Origin of the sequence: Embleya hyalina, assembly GCF_003967355.1 — a bacterium.
Classification (GTDB): Bacteria; Actinomycetota; Actinomycetes; order Streptomycetales; family Streptomycetaceae; genus Embleya; species Embleya hyalina.
On record NZ_BIFH01000060.1, the window covers coordinates 36,113 to 57,323 of the forward strand.

A 21,211-nucleotide genomic window follows, 5' to 3' on the forward strand; every position below is an offset into this window, starting at 1 on the left:
GTGAAGCCCCCTACGTCCGTACCGCCATCGGCGCTCGACCCGGCACCGTCCTCGTCCCGTGGGCCGCGACCGCGCCGACTCCCGGGCGGGGGCGCCCCCGGACGGCGACGGCCGCCCGCTCGGGGCCGGTGGAGGCTTCCGGGCAGGGGGAGTTACCGCGCCACGTGACCGAAGCGGTCGCCGGTGGCAGGGAGGCCGCCCGTGCCGGGCTGGTAGGTGGTGGTCTGGCCGATCGTGCCGCCCGCGGTCGCGTTGCCCATCGGCAGGACGTGGAGCGCACCGTAGTCGGACGGACCGTAGGGCATGCCGACGTACAGTCCGGTGCCGGTGAAGTGCATGTTGTGGCCCAGGTACTGGTTCGTTCCCGGGGTGCCGGGGATGCCGACCATGCCCGCCTGGATCCAGTGGTCGGAGTCGCCGGGCGTGCCGAGGAGCGAGAAGGTCTGGATGGCGCCCGCGTCGGTGGCGGTGTTGATGTCCTCGCCGGGGATGCCGACGGCGATCCGCATGGTGGCCGCGGTGCTCTGTGCTCGCGGTGCGGTGTTCACGACGCCGACCTGGTCGCCGAAGTGGTCGCCGCGTTCGGCGGTACCGGCCACCGCGTCGTCGCCGGTGCCCTGCCAGAAGTTGTTGAGTTGGCTGAAGGCGCCCGTGGCGGTGATGCGGACGGCGACCACGCGGCCGGCCTCGGGTTGGTCGACATTGTTGACGCCCAGACTCTCGCCGGGAGAGCCGATGGCGAGTACCGACTCGGTGGCGGCCGCGGCACCGGCCGGGCGGTAGTCGGCCATGGACAGTGAGGCGCCGAACCTGTCGCCGGCCTCGGAGCCGCCGTCGATGATGTCGGAGTCCTGGTCGATGCCGTGCAGAGGGGTGGGGATGCCGTCGGTGTTCACCTTGTGGTCGAAGATCCACACGGCGCCGGCACCGGCCTGGTCCTTGATGGCCTCGTCGGGGGCGCCGATGGCGAGGTGGTTGCCGTCGGCGGCAACGCTTGTGCCGAAGCCGTCGTTGGCCTCGCTTCCGCCGGGGACGGTCGAACTGTCCTGGGTGATGGAGGTGTTGGTGGTGCCCCGCAGGTAGAAGACCATCCCTGCCTTGGCCAGGTTGCCGGAGCTCTGGCCGGGAACGCCGATCAGCAGGTAAGGCTCGCCCGCGGCGGTTCGGCCGGCGGCGACCGAGTGGCCCATGCGGTCCCCGGTCTGGGAGGCCGCCGCAGCGATGGCCCCGGAGCCGGTGCCCTGTTCCAGGTGCAGGGTTGCGGGTCCCGTCCCGATGCCGTTGCGCGCGCCGTAGAGCACGTCGACCGTGCCTGCGTCGGTAGCGCTGCCGAGGTCTTCGGCGGGGGTGCCGACGACGAGGTCGGTGCAGCCGTCCTCGTTGTGGTCGGCGGTGTCGAACACCTCGCCGAACCAGTCCTCCGGTTCGGCGTTGCCGGGAACCCAGCCGAGGTCCTGAGTGATCTCGGCGGTGCCCTTGCCGCCGCCGTAGACCACCCGAATCAGACCCGCCGCGGCCTTGCCGCCGACGGTCGCCTTGGGGTCGCCGATCGCGATGTCCTCGACGCCGTCGCAGTTGAAGTCGGCGACAGGGACGGCGCTCACCTTCGAGTTCACCCAGGGGGCCAGGTCGTCGACGCGGGTGGCGATTCCGCCGGTGCGGGTTTCGGCCGGATCGGTGTTGTAGCAACCGCCCTGGTAGGAGCGGCTGTTGAGGGCGACCAGCTGGTGGGTGCCGTTCGTCGTGCGGACCACGGGGCCGCCGGTGTCGCCCAGACATACGGCCGCACCGTCCCTGCCGGTGTACGTGGCCGTGGTGGCGGTGGACGCGTTCACCGAGAGCGCACCGGTGTGCAACTGCAGCGGCGCCCACTCGGTGGCCGTCCGCCCGTATCCGGCGAACGTCAGTTCCTCGCCCGTGCCGGGCGTGGTGGAGGCCATGGCGATCGGGGTGACGTTGGCGACGGGTCGGGACAGGCGGCCCAGCACCAGGTCGCGGTCGGTGCGCGGCACCAGTTCCACGATCTCGCGCACGGCGCCCTGACTCGTGGCCGGGTCGGGGCGGCCGATGGTCGCGGTCGTCCTCAGCTGCGGCTTGCCGGCCGGCACGGTGAGGCTCTGTGCGGGGTCGTCGACGAAACAACTGGCCGCGGTGAGTATCCATTCGCTGTCTATCAGGACTCCGGAGCAGCCGCGTGTGGCGCCACCGATGTCCAGGCGCGCGGTGTAGTCGTGAGTGCCTGAGGAGTCGGCGGGGCCGGTGACGGCGTGCGCGGGTACGGCGTTCACCGCGAAGGTGCCCGCCAACATGCCTGCGGCCAACACGGCTCGGAGACCGTGTCCGCGGTGCCGGGCGAAGTCGGTGTGCCGGGTACGAGACATGGCGCGCGGCCTCCTCACTTGCTCGTGCGGATCTCGAGCAGGGCGAACTCACGGCTTTGTGGATCGGCGGATTCGCCCACCGGGGTCCAGGTGTCCTTGCCGACCTCGATGTCCTGGCGGGTGCTGTCCGCGGCGGTGAGGGTGACGTCGGCGGACTGCGCGGCGGCGCCCTTGACCGCGTACACCGAGGGGACCTCGAGGGTCAGCAGGCCGGAATCACCGATGACGCGGAAGCAGAACTGGCCCTTGCCACGGGCCCACACCTCCAGCTGCCCGGTCCCGGCGGCGCAGCCGGTCAGCAGGATGTGCCCGTCACCGCGCTTGAGGAGGATGCCTTTCTCCGTCTTGATCTTGTCCGCGCCCGGGTAGGCGAAGTTCTCCACGGCGTAGCCGGGTTGGTCGTCGGCGACCGCCCCGGTGGACGGCGCGGACGCGGCCGGGGCGGCGGTGGGGGTGGCGAGGGCGAAGAGCGCGGCGGCACCGGCAGCCGCGAGCGCACCGGTGGCGACGATCCGCCGTAGAAATCTCATGGAGAGGTCCTTGGGTGTAGAGAGAGTGAACACCAACCGCCGGGAGCGGGGAGTGCCGAGCCCGCCGGCCCCTGGTGGCATGCGGGATTCGCGTGCGGGAGGCGGGGAAAGAGGCGGTTGCGCTCCCGTGGGAACGCAACCATCCAGGCTTCGGGCCTCAGGCCTCGGGCCTCGGGCCTCAGGCCTCGGGCTTCGGGCTTCGGGCTTCGGGCTTCGGGCTTCGGGCTGTTCAGGCCGCCAGGACGTAGTCCAACTGCTTCTTGGCGAACTTGAAGGGCCTGTATCCCCCGCGTGTGACGGTCGTCAGGGCGAAGCCGCCGAGTGCCCTGCCGAATGCCGAGCTGCGGAAGCCGTATTCCAACCCGGTGAGCCCGGCCCTCACGCCGCTGGCCCCCATCGCGATATTGGAGGCGACCGCCGCCACGGTCCCGGAGACGGGTGCGGTGGGTGGTGCCACGACGGCGACCACGCAGGCTCCGGCGGCGACGACCCCCGCCCCCGTCTCCACCCAGCCGGCCACCTTGATCCAGGTGTCCATGTCCTCCCACCAGTGGTCCTGCTGCCTGACCCGGTCGTTGTCAGGCGTGTCGGAGGGATTGACGTTGTTGTCCCGGTCCTGCTGGGCCTTGCGCTGCGCTTCCAGCGCCCGCCTGCGTTGTTCGTCCTCCCGGGCCTGCAGCCCGATACGGTGGGCGTCCCGGGCGGCGGCCTCCGCCTCAGCGGCACTCTTGCCCGCGCGGAGCTGATCCTGGCGGGCCCGCTCGGCCGAGGCGCGGGCCCGGCGCGCGGAGTTGTCGGCATTCTCGGCGGCTTGCAGAGCACGGTTCGCGGCGTAGTTCGCGGTGCGCGCCGCGGCACGGGCGATCGTGGCGGCGGATCTGGCCTTCTCGGCCGAGGCCTTGGCCTCTGCGGCAGCCTTGTCCGCGATGTCGGCGTTGTTGCGGGCCTCGGCGGCGGAGTCGGCGGCGTTGCGGGCGGATGCCTGAGCGGCGGCGGCCCACCTCGCGGCCTCGGCCGCGGCCTTGCGTGCCTCGGCGGCCACCTTGGAGGCCAGGGCGGCGTCCTGCTGTGCCTCGTGAGCGATGCGGGCGGCTGCCGCGATCGCCCCCTTCACGGCCGCGACATGGGCGTCGGTGTCGAGGTCCAGTTGCGCGGCGAGGTAGCGGACCTTCTCCAGGAACTGCCGGCGCATCCAGGACGGGCCCTCCATGGCGATCTCGCCCAACACCCGCATGTACACCCCGGCGCCGTTGAGCAGGGCGGCGATCTTGACCCGATCGTCCTCCATGAGCAACTCGGGGAACTCGACGTCGAGGAAGTGTTGCAGCGCCTCCGGGGTGTTCTTGTTCAGCGCGTCCTCCGCGCCCTTGCGCACGGCGGGCCCGGGGTCGTCATTGATGATCTTCAAGATGGCGCGTCGATTGTCCTCCTGCGACGCCTTGACACGTCCCGAGGTGTTGAAGTCCCCCACGGCCGTCGAGGTGTCGTCGGTCAACGCCCGCGCGGCCGCCTCGGCGACGGCGGGGCTGCCGACCTGCGCCAGGTAGAGGGCGGTCTCACGGTCGTCCTGGGCCTGTGCCAGGGCCCGGTCGAGATCGATCCAGCCGAGGATGGCATCGTCCGTACCCGCCAGGGCGAACTGCGCGGCCTCCCGAGTCCAGGTTCCGCTCGCCTGCAACAGCCCCACGGCCGCCTTGCGACCCGCGACGGCGGCCGGCGCCAGGTCACCCTCCTTCAACGCCTGCTCGGCTTGGCCGAGGAGGTCCAGGATCTCCTGGTTGATCTGTTGGACCTGGTTGAGCCTGCCCGCGTGGGCCGTCAGCGTCTCCTTCTCGACGCGGGCGAGTTCCCGGGCCTCGGCGATGCCCTCCTGGCGCTCCATCTCCAATTGGGCCGCCTCGGCCTCACGGGCCTTGGCCTCCACCTCGACGGCGTCCGCGACGGCCTTGGTGGCGGTGTCGGCCGCCTTGATCGCCTCGGCCGCGTGTGCGGTGGACTTGTTGGCGAAGTCCCGGGCCTGGCCGGCGTACTTCACCGCCTCCTCGGCCGCGTCCGCGGCCTTGTCGGCGTGCACGGCGGCCGAGTTGGCGGCGCTACGCGCGGACTGCGCCGCACCGGCGGCGGCCTCCGACAGCGCGTCGGCCCTCGATGCGGCCGCGCCGGCCTGGCGTGCCGCGGAGGAGGCGATGTCCGCCTGACGGCGCGCCTGTTCGGCCGCACGGCGAGCCTCGCCCGAAGCGGCGCCGGCCTCGGCGGCGGCAGCAGCCGAGGCATCCGCCGCACCGGCGGCCCCGGCGGCGGCAGCGGCAGCCTGCTTGCCTGCGGCCTTGGCCCGTCCGACCTCTCGAAGGACCTTGTCCAGCCCCGCCACCATCTCGCGGGCCCTGGCCGCGGCGTTGCGCGCGGCGACCGCCGCGTTCTTCGCCGTCTCCGCCGTGTTGGCGTCCTTCGAAGCGTCGATCGCCGCCTTGTACGCCCGCGACGCCGCGGAAGCCGCCGCCGACGCGGCATGCTGGGCGGCCGTGGCCGCCCGTGACGCCAGCCGCGACGCCTCCGTCGCCACCTGGGACGCGCGCACCGCGGTCCGCGCCGCGTCCGCCGCGCCCTGTGCCGACGAGATCGCGCGCCGGGCCGCGGCCGCCGACTTGCGCACGTCCTGCTGGGCCGCCCTGGCCTCCTCCGCGGCCTTCTCGGCGGCCTCCTTGGCCTTGCCGGCCGCGGTGATCGCCTGCTCGGAAGCGGTGACGGCCATGTCCGTCTGGGACTGGGCGGTGCGTCCCGCCCGGGCCACGACCGCGACCAACTCCTCGATCCTGGACGCCTCCTGGTCCCGGGCGTGGGCGATGTTCCGGCCCACCTCCAGGAACCACTCGACATCGTCATCACTGCCGCCGAGCGCGCGCGAGGCGTACTTGCGCGCCTCGGGTCCGGCCGTGGCCATGTACTTGGTGACCTCGACGCGCATGTCCTCGGCGCGGGCCGAGAACTGGCCCTCGGTCAGGAACGTGTGCAGTGTGGCGGGTGTGCCGTCGTTCAACGCCGCCTGCGCGGACCGGGTCAGGGCCTGACCGCCCTCGTTCATGACCGTGGCGGCGGCCACCCGGTAGTCCTCCAGCACGGACGCCCTGAAGCCGTTCGCGACGAACGCCGCGATCGCCGTGTCACCGGCGTTCAAGGCCGCGACCGCGTCGCGCTGCATGCCCTTTCCGGCCCCGGCCAGGAACGCCATGATCGCGACCCGGTCGTCCTCCGCCCCCACCTTCGGCAGCGTCTCGGACAGGAACAGCGCGACCTCGGTATCGCTGCCGGCCAGCGCGTGACCGGCCGCCGCTTTCGTCGCCCTGCCCCCCGTCATCCACGCCTCGACCACCTTGGCCCGCTCGGTGTCGGGCAGACCGAGACCGTCCCCTGTCTCCACATCGCCGCCCTCGGCGGCCCGGGCCCGGGAGAGACCCGTCATCGGCAGCGCCGCCGCCGCCATGCCAGTCGCCACGGCGGCTATCACTCGGCGCCGGCTCCAGAACGTCGTAGGCTCCATGAAATACCTCTCTGCCGGCCTGGGAACGAAGAAGAAACAGCCGGGAAAGCCGCCTCCACAAGGGAGCACGACTTTCCCTGGAGCAAAATCTCGAACGTCGGCGCACGTCGCACAGAACGAGAACCGTCCGGCCCGAGACGGGGCAACGTCGACAACTGCCCCCGGCCGGAGCCGGACCGTCGTGTGCGGGCTACTCGAGCAAACGCAAGCAAGGGCCACACGCGGCGGTGAGTCCTGCCTGCTTCCGGCGCCGCCTTGGTGCCCCAACCACGGTCGGCGCCACCGGCGCCGCATGTGTGCCCTTTCCATGCGCCGCGGCACCTGTTCCTGTCCGCACTTGCCCACCGCCGCGGCCCCCTCGGCGAGGATCCGCACAGGAGCGCCCCGGCCGTGCCGGGCGTACCGTCTCACCTGCGCCCTGATCAGATGGCTCATCCGTGCCCCCCGTGGCAATGCGGCGTGCGCGTGTGCTCCTGCGTGACGCGTGTCGATTCTTGCCGTCGACGAGGAAGCCCGCATTGGCACACAGCGACCATGTCTTGGCACTGGGCGCACAGCCGTCCCGCGACTTCCGGGCCTGGATCATTGATTCGACCGGCCCCGAGACCGCTGGGCCTCCGACCCGGATCGGCTGGTGCCGCACCTGACCTGCGCGGGTCTGCCGCTCCCCGACGGGACGCAACCCAATCCGGGCATCGACGAATTCGCCCGCATCCCGTAGCCGGGCCCGTGGAGGAGTGATCGCCTTTCCGGCCGTCTCCCGAGGTCGCGCCCCGCCCCATGCCGTCCGATGGCCTTCCGCGCAGCGCGGGCGTTGCCACGGTGTCGGTGCATGGAGTTGCCCCCGTCCACCCGCGACCGGCCCATTGGGCGACTTCGAACCGCACCGGGCAGTGACATGGAGTCCTTCTGCACCGACTCCGCGCCGATCCCAGCCGCCGTCCGGGTCACCGACCCGACACTTCCCGTCGCCAACTGACGCCAGACGGTGGCGACTTCATCATGGGGATCTCGAACTACGCACCACACGCGCCCGATCGGCGACCGCTCACCTCCCCCGGATCAGCGCTTGCGCTTCCTGAGGTAGTGCGGGATCAGAAAAACGCGATAAGCACCTATACCGCCACGAACGCGTACGGGAACCAATTCGGCCCGTCCGGACGACCACCCGTCAACAAGCCACCCTGAGCGGCGAATATCGCTCCATCCAAACCCATGATCAACGGCCTCCTTCCCGAAGTCTCCCGCCGGACCGACACGCGAACGGCCCGGCAGGGTGGCCCCATTGGCCCGAACGGCGCCTACCCGGCTCTCGCCGAAACGCGCCCCCGCGCAGCGCACCGACTCCCGGAGCGTGGCTTGTGGCATCGGCAAGCGTTCCGGCCGATCCCACCCTCTGTGCGGCAGAGGTGAGCGAGACGCACGGATGGGCGCACGGGGACTGAGAGTCGCACCTCGGTTCTCGGCGGTGGCGCCGGCGGCGAACTTCATGGGATGACGAGCCAGTTCGCCGGGTTCAGGATGGGTCGAAGGTGTAGGCCTGCGACGTGTCGAAGGCGCGATCGGCAGTCGACTCGCCGACAGAGAGCGGTTGTTGGTACTGCACGATGGAGGAAACGCCGCGTCGATGCCCGTCATGGTGGTGTCGGGGAAGTCGCGTCCGAGGTCCCGAATCTGCCACAGGGCTTCGTTCGCGGGTTCGCCGATGGCATGTACGAACGGCACGAGGCCGTGTCTACTGCGGCGTTCGACGAATGCCGTGGACGAGCGCCGAGCCGACGACTACGCCCTGGAGCGGGCGTGGACGCTGATGTCGCGCAGGTCGAGCTCGCCGGCGCAGCGGTCGATCAGGCGGACAGCGCCGGGGCGCCCCGAAAGCCGGCCGTGGAGGCGATGCCGACGATGGATCCGCCACCAGCCTCGGTCGTCATGCCGATCGGCCGCACACTGTGCGCCGGTTCGTTGAGACCGCCGAACCGGGACACGGCGGTCTTGAGGCCCTTCTGCCGGTCGGCTTCGGAGGTCACGCCGAGCTGGACGTAGCGGGCGTCGTCGCCGAGCGTCCAGCCCTGTTCGTCAAGCAGGTCGCCGAGGGCGACGAAGTGGCGGACATGGGATCGCCGTGGAAGTCGTCGCCGACCTCGCGCCGCCGCCGATCGCCGGTCGACGCCTCGAAACGTGCGGCCGGGTTGCTCGACGCGGGCACCGGCGGAGGCGTCGACTGCGACGTGGGCGCGCCCCGCTGCGACTCCTGCCGACCCGACCCGACCCGGCGCGGCGCGGGCGGCGCCCTGGCGGTCAGCTGCCATCGATCAAACGGGTGGCGAGGTTCGGGTCGAAGGTGCCGGCCGCGACACCTGGGGCGATACCGCACGGGCCATCGGAGTCACCCGGCACCTTGATCCACAGTTCGTACTCGGCCCCGCCGGTCCCCGCCCGGGACGGTTTGCCGAGCTTGCTGCCGGCCGGGTTGCACCACACACCGTTGGCACGGCCGTTGCCGTTGCGACTGGTGTCGATCAGGTAATTGGCGGTTCGTGCCCCGCCGTTCGGCAGCGCGGCGCGGACCTTCTCGGCGTAACCGGCCGAGTCCGCCGTGGTCTTGTGGTTCGAGACGTTGACCGCGAATCCGCGCACATTGGCCACTCCGGCCCTGGCCAGCCGCGAGGCCATGGCGGTGGGTTCGATCCAACCCGCGTTGCCGCCGTCGAGGTAGACCTTGGCGTTGGGTGCCTTGGCCTTGAACTGCTCGGTGGCGTAGCGCAACAGGGCGAAGCGAGCATCGCGTCCCTGAGTCGACATGCAGTCGACGTTGGCGACGGCGTCGGGTTCGATCACCACGATCGCCGAGCGGTCGCCGACCGCGCCGGCGAAGTCGGAGATCCAACGGCGGTAGGCGTCCGAACCGGCGGCGCCGCCGGCGGACGCGCCGCCGCAGTCCCGGTCCGGGATGTTGTAAGGCACCAGGATCGGCGTGCTCCGCGTGGCGGCGGCAGCGTCGACGTACGTACGCACCGCCGTGCCGATGTCCCCGCTCCAGGCGCCGAACCAGCGTCCTCCGGCCTGCGAGGCGATCGCGGTACGAATCTTCGCCGCACGCGGGTCGGAGCCGTGCTCCCGTACCCACGCCGCCGCGTTGTTCATCGGGTCGGTGTAGAACTTCTCGCCCGGACTCGCCGGAGGGACCTTGATGGCGGGCGAGGACGTCGTCGCGCCGGCCGGCGGGGAAGCGGAGGACGGTCGGGCAACGGGGGTGTCGGCCGGCTTCGCACCGGGGCGGGAAGAGGCCGAGGGTTTCGCGGGCACTCCGGGGATCGGCGAACCGGTCGGCCGCAGCGACACGTTGTCCACGGTCGCCTGGAACCCCTTGGCGCGCCCCCCGAATTGGAAGGTGACCTGGGTCGCGTCGATGCCGGGCATGGCCAGGAAGCGCAGCGTATGCCCGGCGGTGTTCTCGGCGAACGTGACGGTTCGGTCCAAGACGGTCCTGTAGGGCGGGAGATGCGACTGGACGGTGATCCGAACCTTGGCGGTCACGGTCGCCGAGGCGTCGAAGGAAAGCGTGTACACGGCGAGATTCGTCAGATGCAGACCACCTTGCCCGAGCATCGAATCCCAGGGCGCGCTGGTGCGGTCGGGCACCGTGATTCGCGCCCGCCCCTCCACGGTCTCGGCCGTGGTCGCACCGGTGGTCCACCAATAGTCGGGTTCCGGCTCGAAGGCCCCGTTGGTGACGAGATCCTCCTTGCCGGCCGCGGGCGTGGCCTGCCCGACGCCCGCCAGGCCCACGACACAAGTCATCGCCAAGATTGTCGCCGGCATCGTGCGCCGAGCATGCATTGTGTCCTCCGTGAGCCCGAGCGAACGGTTGGCTTGCCGAAAAGCTAGGACCTCGCCCACGGCATCGCTATCCACCGAACGCGAATCGAGGAACCGGTGCGGGGTCGGGAAGCGGGAATCGACGGGCGGGCGCCTCGCGTTCCGGTTGATGGGGCCCGGGTGGTGTATGCGGTTCGCCGCCGATCGACCGGAGCGTCTGTCCGACGAACCCCGGTTCGGCACTCCCGCCGGGCGGGTACGGGTGGGCCGAGTTCCTCACCGAAGCCGACTGGCGCGGACCGATCCGCGACGAACATGCCCTGATGGGCTGCTCGTTCCGGAGCGGCCTGCGCGTTGCGTACCCAACGGGTTTATGGCGTGGTGCTGGGACCATGCCGCCCTTGGTCGTCGCTTGGCGTGGTTGTGGACGGTGGCCGTTCGGGGCGCCGCTGACGCCGAGCCTGTTCGGGGACCTGTCGGTAGGCGGCTGTGTCGAGGTGGTACCGGCGATCGTGCTGATCCGCCCGGCTTCGCCGCTGGTGTCGTTGGTCGGTACCCCAGTGGTGATTCGGCGCGTCCGTGTCGCCGGTCCGGCCGCGCCGGCCGGGAGGCCGCCGGGGTTCGCCTCGCGGGCGGCAGCACGCCCGGAGTTCGGGGTATGTCGACGGCGCCCCGGGCGTTGCGGGGATGGCGCGGGGTTCAGTGGTGGGTGATCCACCACACGAGCCGCGTGCCGGCGGCGGTGCCCACGCCGGTGGCCACGCCACGCGCTGCGGTCGCGGTCGCGGTCGCGGTCGCGGTCGCGGTCAGGAAACGTACGGCCCGAACCAAGCGTGCCCACGCGGTCATCGCGGCGGACGGGCCCGCCGGGTGATCGGGGGCGTCGAGGGCGTCGAGGGCGATGGTGGTCGTGCGTGCCTCCCGAGGCTTGACGTCTCCGGGTGACAGGTGTCTGCCATGAGCCTCTGGAACACGCTCAAGACATGTCAGCGCCCGATTGCCGCTGTCGCTCTGCGTAAGGGAGCGGCGGCCTGCAGCGCGCCAACGAATCCCTGCCTCTGGAAAGCCGTCGATGTCGCCGTCCAGCGCAGCCCTGAGTTCGCCGGCTTCGCGGCCGGTGCGGACGTCTTTGACTGCTTCGCCAGGAAATAGGACGTAAGAACGGTTGGAGTCGTCGCCGCTCCGGAAACCGTCACTGTCGTCATCAAGAACGTGTGCGTTGGCCCATCCCGCTTGATGACCGTGCCGAAGCAGCTTTGCCCGGAGGACTTCCATGGCACCGGCCTTGTTCCGCCCTTGGGTGCGTTCGTTCTGACAAATTACGACAATGCCGGTCGGAATGTGTGTGATCCGGACCGCCGAGTCGGGAGGGATACCGAAACAACGGGCGCCCGAGGAACGGGAGACATCGACGCGCAGTTCGGACGCGTCGAATTCGACGTGATCAGTTTTCTCGGCGACCGGTAGCACCTCGACACTCGCCAAGGAGATCGAGTAGCGGCCCTGGCTGTCGAACGGCGACCTGTGCACCAGCCGGTGCGCTGCCTGCCTTGCTCCGTGGAAAGCGAGCCGTACGCGTAAGGCGCCTTCACGACGAAGGTGGTCGACCGGACGCCGACCGTTTCCGCGTACGAGGTCTCGTATACCTCGGTCGATTGGCCATGGCGCTCCGCCCGGCGCAGATACATGCGCTGGAGCAGCCGCTCCGCGAAGTCGAAGGCGTCGGTGCCTCCGGCCTCCGCGCGGATGTCGACCAGCGCCTCGCGCTCGTCGTACTCGCCGGAGAGGAGAGTGCGGACTTCCATCTCGTCGAGGGCCTCGCGGACGGCCGTGAGCTCCGTCTCGGCCTCGACCCGGATGTCCGGGTCGTCCATCTCCTCGGCCGGCTCGAACAGGATCGCCAGGTCGTCGATCCGGCCGCGCGGGGCCTCCGCCTTGCGGACCTCGGCCCGGAGGCGGGAAAGCTTGCACGTGATCTTCTGCGCCGGACTTCTTCAGGGGCAAGTAACCAGGTGCGATGCCCTCTTCGAACGATCCTGCGGCGATTTACCGATGAAGGAGTGAGGGCCTTCCGGATTCGGTAGGATGGTGAAACTCCCACTCGACGACCGGAAGGCCCTGTTGCCCATTGGGGGTCGGTGTCAGGCCTTGGCCTTGACTGCGCTTTCACTCCAAGCCATGGGGCCGCAATCCGAACGGTCGGAAAGCCACCGGCATGCCCGGAACTGGACGGTCGCGCCCTCGGGGATCTCGCTGCGGCCGATGGCGACCATGGTATTGGCACCGCCCCAGTGAACCATCGTGATGGTGTTGGAATTGTTGACTCGATACTGGACGGCCACCCCCCAGCCGTCGGCGGCCAGGTCGTGGATGTAGAACACGTCACCGTTGTGCTGGAAATAGACCTTCGCGGCCTTGGCACCGGTGTAGGAGTTGTAGCCGTAGTCCGTGGCATTCGTGCCGGCGTTCGCGACACTGGCAGTGGCGACCATGCCCACCGACATCGCCACGGCACCGAGACCGACCGTCAGTTTGCGCGCGTGCTTCATCGTGTCCGTCCTCCGCGTACTCGGGAACGGCCCCGACAACAGCGAGCCGTCGTAGCGATATTCGCAGCCTACGAACAGCAGGACTATCCGGCGGGTTGCCGGCGAGCCGCGCCATCGGGATAGCGTCGGCGTCGAGTGTGTATTTCCTGACAGCCGACTCACCACGTGTAGATATCTCGGGGTCAGAGCGGGTGCGGTCGGGAGAACGCGTTCGCGTCGATCACCTGCCGGTGATCACGCCACCGCCCACCCCGCCGGCGTCCGGTCCGACAGCAACGGCAGGTGACCTCGGTATGAGTCGTCCGGGTCCGAAGATTCCGCCGTTGTCGGTGACCGATGCCCAGCGGGCCGTGCTGGAGGGCTGGTTGCGTCATCGCACGACGGCCCAAGCGTTGGCTCAGCGGTCGCGGATCGTGCTGGAGTGCGCCGAGGGGCACTCGGTCATGGAGGTGTCACGCCGGTTGGGCATTGCTCCGGACACGGTCCGCACGCGGCGGCGGTTTCCGGAACACGGCCTGGACCGGTTGGGGAACGAGCCGAGGCCGGGTGTCCCACGGAAGATCACCGACGCGGATGTCGAACCGGTGATCGTCAAGACTCTGGAGGAGACGCCGAAGAACGCGACACACTGGTCGACCAGGTCGATGGCCGCGGCGACCGGGATGTCACAGTCGACGGTCTCCGGGATCCGGCGGGCCTTCGCGCTCGCGCCACACCGATCCCAGACGTTCAAGTTGTCCACGGATCCGCTGTTCATCGACAAGGTCCGCGACGTCGTCGGCCTCTACCTCGACCCGCCGGAGAAGGCCCTGCTCCTCTGCGTTGACGAGAAGTCGCAGATCCAGGCCCTGGACCGGTCCCAGCCGGTCCTGCCGATGATGCCGGGCGTTCCCGAACGCCGCAGCCACGACTACATCCGCGCCGGTACCACCACGCTCTTCGCCGCTCTGGAGGTCGCGACCGGCAAGGTCATCGGCTCACTCCACCGCCGCCACCGCGCCGCCGAGTTCAGGAAGTTCCCGACCAAGCTCGACAAGGAGGTCCCCGCCGGTCTACAGGTCCATCTGATCCTCGACAACCATGCGACCCACAAGACACCGGACATCAAGAAGTCGCTGCCGGCACACCCGCGGTTCCACCTGCACTTCACACCCACCAGCGCGTCCTGGCTGAACTTGGTGGAGCGGTGGTTCGCCGAGCTCACCCGCAAGAAGCTCAAGCGCGGAGTCCACCGCTCCGTCCAATCCCTCGAACGAAACATCCGGTCCTGGCTCACTGCCTGGAACGAACAGCCCCGGCCCTTCGCCTGGACGAAGACCGCCGACGACATCCTCGACAAAGTCGCCGCCTCCTGCCACCGAATCTCTGACTCAGGTCACTGGCTCCGAGCCCACTGTTCGTTAGTCGACGACACACACCAACCACGGGCCCGCGTGCACGCGGGCCTGCTGCTCCACGTCGAGACGGGTGCGCGGGGGTGGCGGCAAGGGCCTTCGAGCGGCCACGCCGCAAACGCCTGGCTCGTCGGAACGATCCGCCGTCGGGATCGAAAAAGGGGAGGCGGCGTAGGGCGACCGTGCAGGATCCGGTGATGGCGAACCGTCGCGTGTATGTGGACCTGAACCAGGTCACCGAGGCACACATCCCGGTGACCACGGAGTTCGGCCCCGGCATCCTGGTCTGGTCCAACTCCGACTGAACTCGCCACCGGAGAAGGAGGAACAGCCCCGATGGGACCGTGTCCCCGGCACGCGACCACCCCGGCGAGGGTCGGCGCCCGCCGCCGGCATCCGCGGCACGGGTATGTCGGTGTCGTTGGGGGTGATCGTTCGCATGACCGACACCCCGGCGCCGGCCGCCGCACGCGATCGGGCACGACCAGGTCGACATCGAGGGCATCGGCGGTCGTCTCGTCACCCGACTCGTCGACACCGGGGCCGTCGCGGACGTGGTCGACCTGTTGCCGCTCCAGGTCGCCGGGACCCGCTCCGACCCCGCGCACATCGCCGGACTGATCGAACTGGTCGGCCTCGGCGGTTTCGCCGCGGCCCGACCCGCGCACCTGTCCGGCGGCATGCAGCAGCGTGTCTCGATCGCCCGGGCCCTGGTCTCCGATCCCGACGTCCTGCTGTTGGACGAACCCTTCGGCGCGCTCGACGACATGACGCGGCGGCGACTGAATCCGGAACTGCAACGCATCTGGACCGAACGCGGGATGACCACGGTGTTGGTCACGCACGGCATCGACGAAGTCGTGCTGCTCGCCGACCGCATCGTCGTGATGAGCGCGCGTCCCGGGCGCATCAGGGCCACGATCGACGTCGACCCGCCTCGACCGCGTGACGCGCGGACCCAGCGCTCCGCCCGGTTCCGTGAACTCTGCGATCAGGTGAGCGCTCTGCTCTTTCATGGAGGTGACCCGGAATGACGGTATCGGTGGATGTGCGCCGGATCCTGGTACCGGCGGTGTCCGGCCTGCTGTGCCTGGGCCTGTGGACGCTGCTCGCGCGGACCGTGGTCGAGGCGGACGCTCTGGTGTCGACCCCGCTCGCCGTGGTCTCCGAAGTGTGGGACGAGTGGGACTCCATCGGCCCGCACGCGGGAGCCACCGCGCGCGCCGCGATCGTGGGCTTCCTGATCGGCAACGGCCTGGCGATCCTCGCGGGTTCGATCGCCGTACTCGTCCCCGGCCTCGAACCCGTCCTGGCCCGGCTCGGGTTGGCCATCTACTGCATGCCGATGACGGCCGTCGCCCCGATCCTGCAGATCGTCTTCGTCGGCCGTGCGCCGCTGGTGGTCATGACTGCTCTGTTCGTCTTCTTCACGACCTACGTCGCCACCGTGGTCGGGCTGCGCCGAGCCGACGACGCCGCCCTGGCCGTCGTACACGTGGCGGGCGGGGGGCGCCTGGCACAACTGGTGCGGGTGCGCATCACCTCCGCGCTACCCGGCATCACGGCCGGCCTTGCGGTCGCCGCGCCCGCCGCGGTCGTGGGCACCATGCTCGGCGAGTACATGGGAAGCAGCACGGGCCTGGGCGTGGCGATGGTGCAGGCCCGGTCCGCCCTGCAGGTCGAGCGCACCTGGGCACTGGGCGCGACCGCCGCCGCGCTCACCCTGATCGGCTACGTCGGTGTACGCCTTCTGGGGCGACTCGCCACCCCGTGGGCCCGCGACGGCGCGCACCTGGCCGTCGGTCCGGCACCGGTCACCGTCGCCGGCTCGTGGCGCCGGGTCGCGGCCGCCGCGGGCACGGTCGCGGCGACCGTCGCGGTCGCGCTCGGCGGCTGGCACCTGTTCGTGCGGGCACTCGGTCTCGACCCCTACTTCGCGAAGACCCCGGCGGACGTGGCACGCCTTTTCACCCAGGGCCCGGACGTACACACCCACTGGTCCGACCTGGCCGACGCCTTCGAGACCACGGCCGGACACGCCCTCGTCGGTCTCGCCGCCGGTTTCGCCGCAGCCATCCTCCTGGCCGTCGCCGTCGCGCTGTCGCCCGCGCTCGACCGGCTGCTCGCGCCGTACCTCATCGTCCTCGCCGCCATCCCGATCGCCGCGATGGTCCCCGTCATCGCCCTGGTGCTGGGCCGCGGCCAGACCTCGGTCGCCGTCGTGGTCGCCCTGCTCACCTTCCTGCCCACCTTCGTCAACGCCTCACTGGGCCTGGACGCGGCGCCCAGTCAGGCACGGGAATTGATCCACGTCAACGGCGGCTCCCGCCTCCACGTGCTCGCGCTCGTCCAACTCCGGTACAGCGTGCCGTGGTTGTTCGCTGCGGCGCGCATCGCCGCCCCCGGCGCGATCGGTGGGGCACTGGTCGCCGAATGGCTCATCACCGGTGACGTCCTGGCCGCGCTGTTGCAACGCAGCCGCAACATGGGCGACTTCACGGCCATCTGGGCCTACGGCGTCGCGGCAGTCGTCGTGTCACTGCTCGTCTACGCCGTGGTCACCGCATTGGAGACCCTCGCGTTGCACCCCGAGCAAGCCTGATGACCGCGACGACTCCGACACCACCGGCCGACCGCCACCGCCGGACGTAGTGGTCGTCGGCTCCCCCAACCCCGCCTTCACCCTCCACACGGTGGCGGTTGCGGGGTGTCGGTCGGTGTCGGGTGCGTCCGAGCGGGACGGGGTCCGGTGTTGCCGACGCGGTCATCGGGCTTCGTCGAGGCCGCGAACCTCGGGACGTTTCCCGGGTGGGTGAACCGCATGTTTCGTCGTACGACGAGTCGCCGGCGGTCCGGGCCCCTTACGAGTCGAGGGCGCTGGGCAGGCGCGGGGGGCAGCCCCTGGTGTACGAGGCGTTGTACTCGAAGTGCCACACCTCGTTGTCGTACAGTCGGCACCAGCCGTACTCGCTACCCTTGGCCTGGAGCCAGGCCTGGGCGTCGGCCGGGTAGATGTCCACCGCGACGCCCTGGACGTGCATCGACTTCTCCGGCGGCAGCACCCAGTGCAGCGCCGCCTCACGGGAGCCGACCTCGGCGATCTTGTCGTCCAGGAGCTTCTGCTGGTGTCTCCAGCCGCGTTTGCCGGAGTTCAGCTTCAGCTTGATGCCCTCGGCCGCCATCGCCTGGTCGATTCGCTTCCACGCGGCGTAGGCGGCCGGCGTGAGCGCCTTGGGGTTCTTGGGCGAGTCCACGTCGTTGGCCGGCGGCTTCCCCGCCGCAGGCGCGGTGGAGGCCGTGGGCGTGGGGGCAGGCTCCGCGCCGACCGCCGTATCGGCCCGATCGTTCTTGCCATCATCTCGCAGGAACAGGGTCGCCCCGATCCCGGCCCCGCCGAGCACCAGTACACCGGCCAGACCCCACACGATCGGCGTGCGCAGGCGGCGCCGGCGCGGTCCCCGACCGTTCGCGCGTCGGCGTTCGGCGGGCTCGGCCGGGGTCTCCGGCGCGAACGCGGGCCTCAAAGTCGGCGCGGGCGACTGGTCACGCAGGTACCAGTCGGCGGGAATCGGCTTGGTCGCGGCGGTGAACGGGCCGGGCGCGCCCACCGTTTCGGCTTTGTCGGGCGGGTCGCCTTCGCCGAGCCGCGCATCACTGCCCGTTGCGTCTTCCACCGGTGAACCCTCCTCGTGGGGAGCCGGGAGCCTTTCCCGGTTCACCGTCCGCACTCGCCCGCACGCCTCGAAGCCGATGTGGGAAAACCCACCGCAACCGACACCGGCCGGCCTGCGTTCCCCCCGAAACACAGGGCCGACACGTTCGACGTTCTCGTCGACAACCGCCCGCGAACTGCTGCCGGGGCGCCGGCAACCCGTCGCCGAACGCCGGATCCGCATCGACCACCGCACCCCGACCGCCACCGGCTCGTCGCACGGCGCCTCGGGCGTTGCGAAGTGGCCCGTGATCGACGTCGGTTCATAGCACGGGCACGGCGGTACAACCAGCTACTTTCGTAGCCCCGTCGTGCAACCTTGGTGACTTCCCGTGTGGGCCCGGTCGTTGCAATCGTGTAATCGTTCGTACGCACCGCGTATGAGAGCCCCGCACGGACACTCGTCAACCCGAAGAACTTGGAGGCGCGTCCATGTCGATGCCTCGCCGGCACGCACGCGTGGCGATACCCCGGCGCCGCACGAGGTGGACATCGGCGAACGAGCCCACCATGGGAGGCATCGATGTGATTGAGGAAACCGATCTCGGGCCGTGGCACCCGAGGCGCCGGCGTCGCCCTTCGGCACCACACGCGTGTTGTCGATGTACAGGCACAACGGCACCGTCGTGCGGGTACTTCGGACCGACGTGCACGCGGGGATGCGGCCGTCGGCGGCGAGCACGTGGGCCGAGGCCACCTGGTACCCCCAAATGTGCGGAGAGGCACTCGGGTCGGGGAAAGGCGTTGCTCGGGCGTGGGAGCGGATGTGCACCCAGCACGATTTCCCATTTCGTCTCCCCGGTCCGCAACGACGCCTTGGCCGGCACCGACTCGCGTCGGAACAGCCATTTGTGCCGGACCGCCTGCGGCGCCTCACGGCGCCTCCGAACTTGTTTCTCGAGTGTGCCGTGAGGACTGAGGGCGAGTTTGGGTCGGCAGGACCGACTTAATACGGTGCCGCGCAGACGGTGAAAGTTCCGGCGGCACTTCGATGTCGCTTTTCGGGACATGAGACGAACCGCGCGGCGAGTTGCGTCGGGCTTGTCGAAACAATCGGACGACATCAAAGTCGGGGCGATTATCCGGCGCCGGAACGAACCCGGCGGAGTTTCCGGAATTTTGGGTGGGTGGTATTCGGAAAGAAGCCGGTGCACCCATGGTCGTCGAGATCTCATGTAAAGAAAAAGTGTCATCGCTTCCTTCTTTCCCTTATGCATACGCACTCGGGGAAAGGAATTAGCGGTGACACTTTTCTTGCCGTTGCGCCGATTTCTTCCGCCGCGGAGCGCTCCACTCGGCCGGGGCTGATCATCCACGACTCGTCGGGGACGACGAACAGGTCGATGGTCGGAGGACCGCGGCGCGGCTTCACATGTGGCAGATCGCGGGGATGCACCCTGGGCGGCCACGACGCGATGGTGCCCTGTCCGCTCGTGTGAGCAGGCAAGGCACCACTGTTGCGGGACAAGACCTCGGCAGGGGCGGGTCAGCAACCGCCACGCGAAACCGGGTGGATGCGCTACGTGTGCGATGGCCTTTTCTGATTCTGCCGCGATTTCCGTGAAATCCGGAATGTTGATCTTCCCGGTTCCCGATCATGCGGTGTTTCCATATCCGAGTCGACCGCCATTCTTGGCCCTCGCGATACGCCTGCCGGATCCGGCCCCGCCCGCCGTGGCAGATCGCGCGGGCAGGTGGTCGCGCGATTCCTACGCGGTGGGTCGGCGGTTCACCCAGGCGCCGGTAGGTGTCGACCATCGGGTCGACCCTTGGTCGACCCGAACGCCGTGTCCGAGTAGGAGGCGTGGTCGGTCGCGATCATCTCGGGACGGACCCCGCCATCGAGGTTCAGGAGGGTGTCCGGGGTGTAGGGGGCTGTCACGCGCGGCGCCGCGCACGAGCATCGCGCGGCGGTGGCGATGGAAGGTGGGCGAGGACCCTGCCCTCGTCGCCCCGGTCGACCTGGGCCCGGGCGTCGGGGATCACCTCGAACCGGCAATGCGGTCCGGTCGGTTCCTTTGGTGTGACGGAACTCCTCGGCGATGTCCGGCCGTGCGCCCGGGGCGGCCACACCGCCGCAGCCCTGCGGGACCCGCGCCGAGGACGTGACGATGCCGGCCGGGGTCGGAAATCCCGCAGCGACGCTGCGGCTTCGCGCCGGGCGGTTCGCGGCTCGGCGGATGTCGGACCGGTAGACGGGAGCATCGGGGTCGGGGCTTTGCCGCTCGTCGGCGGAGCGTCCCGCCAGGACGAACACGGCGGCCACCGCAGTGAGGGCAACCCCTCATGGTTCGTCCAGGCGGAGCGGCCGGTCGCGGTGTGCTCGATGGTGCTCCATGGCGTGCTCGACCTGCTCGCGGGTGACTTCCTTGTGGATGCCCTGACGGTTTGCGTCGGTGAGGTCGATCACGACGCCGGTCCAGTCGTCGGCGGGTTCCTCCGGAACGTGTCCCAGCAGGTACGTGGAGTTGCCCAGCAGGTCCTCGGTCAGTCGCACGCCGGTCAGCTGCTCAGCGAGTGCGAGGACTGCGGCTTTTCTGTCGTACGTGTCGACGTCGGATTCCTCGCCCAAGTCGAACCCGGCCTCGTGCATCAGTGGCACCAGGTCGTCGGGGGCGCTGCCGTGGCGGACCGTGGGCCACTCGAAACCGGCCCGCAGTTCACCGTCTTCGTACCATTCGAACATGTGGATGGGCTTTCCTCCGTTACTGGAGTGCATGACGGCACGCGACCCCGCCGACAGGGTCTCCAGGAATCCCGGCCGCATGCCGATGCCTCCGTCGAAGTGCAGGACGAGGGTCCAGTCCCCGTCCCCGCCCGGCACCGCGCATACGCCGGCGAGGAAGGACTCGTCCCACTCGTCGGATCCGGCGACGAGTTCGTCCTGCCGCTCGAAGAGTTCCTCGGCGCCCCGGCACCCGCCGCGCGGCTCGGCCCCCATCACCCGCAGCACCTCCTCGGGTGGGACACCCCTCACCAGCGTCAGGCTGTATCCGACTTCGATCCCCGAGGGGAACACGAAGGAGGAACGTATCCAGCCGTAGTCGGCCGCAGTCGCTGAACCCATGCGCACACCTTCCCAGCGACCACCGACCCCAGGGAGCCGACTCCGCCGAGAATGGCCCGCCGGCCGTCGTCGACCGTGGTGGTCCAGGTACCCACGGCGAACCGGACGCCGATGATGAGGGCCTCGTGGGGGCGGCCGGGGTCCAGTTCGCGACGGGGCATTGCTTCGGGTCGTCCTTCCGGCGCACGCCGCCCTGGTCCTGCGTGCTGGTGTAGTTCGCC

General features: G+C 70.0%; 11 protein-coding genes and 2 pseudogenes. 4 read left to right on the plus strand and 9 right to left on the minus strand.

Annotation, left to right across the window (positions count from 1 at the left end; all coding sequences use genetic code 11):
- Positions 1-152: 152 nt before the first annotated feature.
- From EMA17_RS49405 to EMA17_RS49445, 7 genes and pseudogenes are all read right to left on the minus strand, one after another.
- Positions 153-2,381 (minus strand): trypsin-like serine protease, encoded by a 2,229-nt coding sequence (locus EMA17_RS49405; RefSeq protein WP_126643761.1) that lies wholly within the window; start codon positions 2,379-2,381, stop codon positions 153-155.
- 14 nt (positions 2,382-2,395) lie between these two features.
- Positions 2,396-2,911, minus strand: a complete 516-nt coding sequence (locus tag EMA17_RS49410) for a hypothetical protein (RefSeq protein ID WP_174861545.1) — start codon at positions 2,909-2,911, stop codon at positions 2,396-2,398.
- A gap of 229 nt (positions 2,912-3,140) precedes the next feature.
- Positions 3,141-6,404 carry an ALF repeat-containing protein gene (locus EMA17_RS49420; protein ID WP_160161868.1) on the minus strand — a complete coding sequence of 1,088 codons (3,264 nt, stop codon included), beginning with the start codon at positions 6,402-6,404 and terminating at the stop codon, positions 3,141-3,143.
- 1,892 nt (positions 6,405-8,296) lie between these two features.
- Positions 8,297-8,758: a Rossmann-fold NAD(P)-binding domain-containing protein gene (locus EMA17_RS49425; RefSeq protein WP_126643763.1), complete on the minus strand. Its 462-nt coding sequence runs from the start codon at positions 8,756-8,758 to the stop codon at positions 8,297-8,299.
- Positions 8,748-10,250: a glycoside hydrolase family 6 protein gene (locus EMA17_RS49430; RefSeq protein WP_160161869.1), complete on the minus strand. Its 1,503-nt coding sequence runs from the start codon at positions 10,248-10,250 to the stop codon at positions 8,748-8,750. The genes EMA17_RS49425 and EMA17_RS49430 overlap by 11 nt, the downstream gene beginning before the upstream one ends.
- 1,056 nt (positions 10,251-11,306) lie before the next feature.
- Positions 11,307-12,253: pseudogene (locus EMA17_RS49440) on the minus strand (PCRF domain-containing protein); the annotation flags it as partial.
- A 156-nt stretch (positions 12,254-12,409) separates the two neighbouring features.
- Complete coding sequence (locus tag EMA17_RS49445; RefSeq protein WP_126643765.1) at positions 12,410-12,817, minus strand: hypothetical protein; 408 nt, start codon at positions 12,815-12,817, stop codon at positions 12,410-12,412.
- Between the two features lie 293 nt (positions 12,818-13,110).
- Here EMA17_RS49445 and EMA17_RS49450 point away from each other — a divergent pair.
- The 4 genes and pseudogenes from EMA17_RS49450 to EMA17_RS49460 all read left to right on the plus strand — a co-directional run.
- Positions 13,111-14,163, plus strand: a pseudogene (locus EMA17_RS49450) (IS630 family transposase); the annotation flags it as partial.
- A gap of 245 nt (positions 14,164-14,408) precedes the next feature.
- Positions 14,409-14,516, plus strand: coding sequence for a DUF6210 family protein (locus tag EMA17_RS55070; RefSeq protein WP_246127414.1), 108 nt, complete (start codon positions 14,409-14,411; stop codon positions 14,514-14,516).
- Positions 14,517-14,765: 249 nt separating this feature from the next.
- A complete protein-coding gene (locus EMA17_RS55700) occupies positions 14,766-15,245 on the plus strand; it encodes an ABC transporter ATP-binding protein (protein ID WP_307721599.1) in 480 nt (159 codons plus the stop codon).
- Positions 15,242-16,813 (plus strand): ABC transporter permease, encoded by a 1,572-nt coding sequence (locus EMA17_RS49460; protein ID WP_126643767.1) that lies wholly within the window; start codon positions 15,242-15,244, stop codon positions 16,811-16,813. Before EMA17_RS55700 ends, EMA17_RS49460 begins: the two co-directional genes overlap by 4 nt.
- A gap of 259 nt (positions 16,814-17,072) precedes the next feature.
- On the opposite strand, the gene EMA17_RS49465 is transcribed toward EMA17_RS49460, so the two are convergent.
- Positions 17,073-17,885: a D-alanyl-D-alanine carboxypeptidase family protein gene (locus EMA17_RS49465; RefSeq protein ID WP_160161870.1), complete on the minus strand. Its 813-nt coding sequence runs from the start codon at positions 17,883-17,885 to the stop codon at positions 17,073-17,075.
- 2,322 nt (positions 17,886-20,207) lie between these two features.
- On the minus strand, positions 20,208-20,990 hold the full coding sequence (locus EMA17_RS49475) for a DUF6461 domain-containing protein (RefSeq protein ID WP_126643770.1): 783 nt from the start codon (positions 20,988-20,990) through the stop codon (positions 20,208-20,210).
- Positions 20,991-21,211 lie beyond the last annotated feature (221 nt).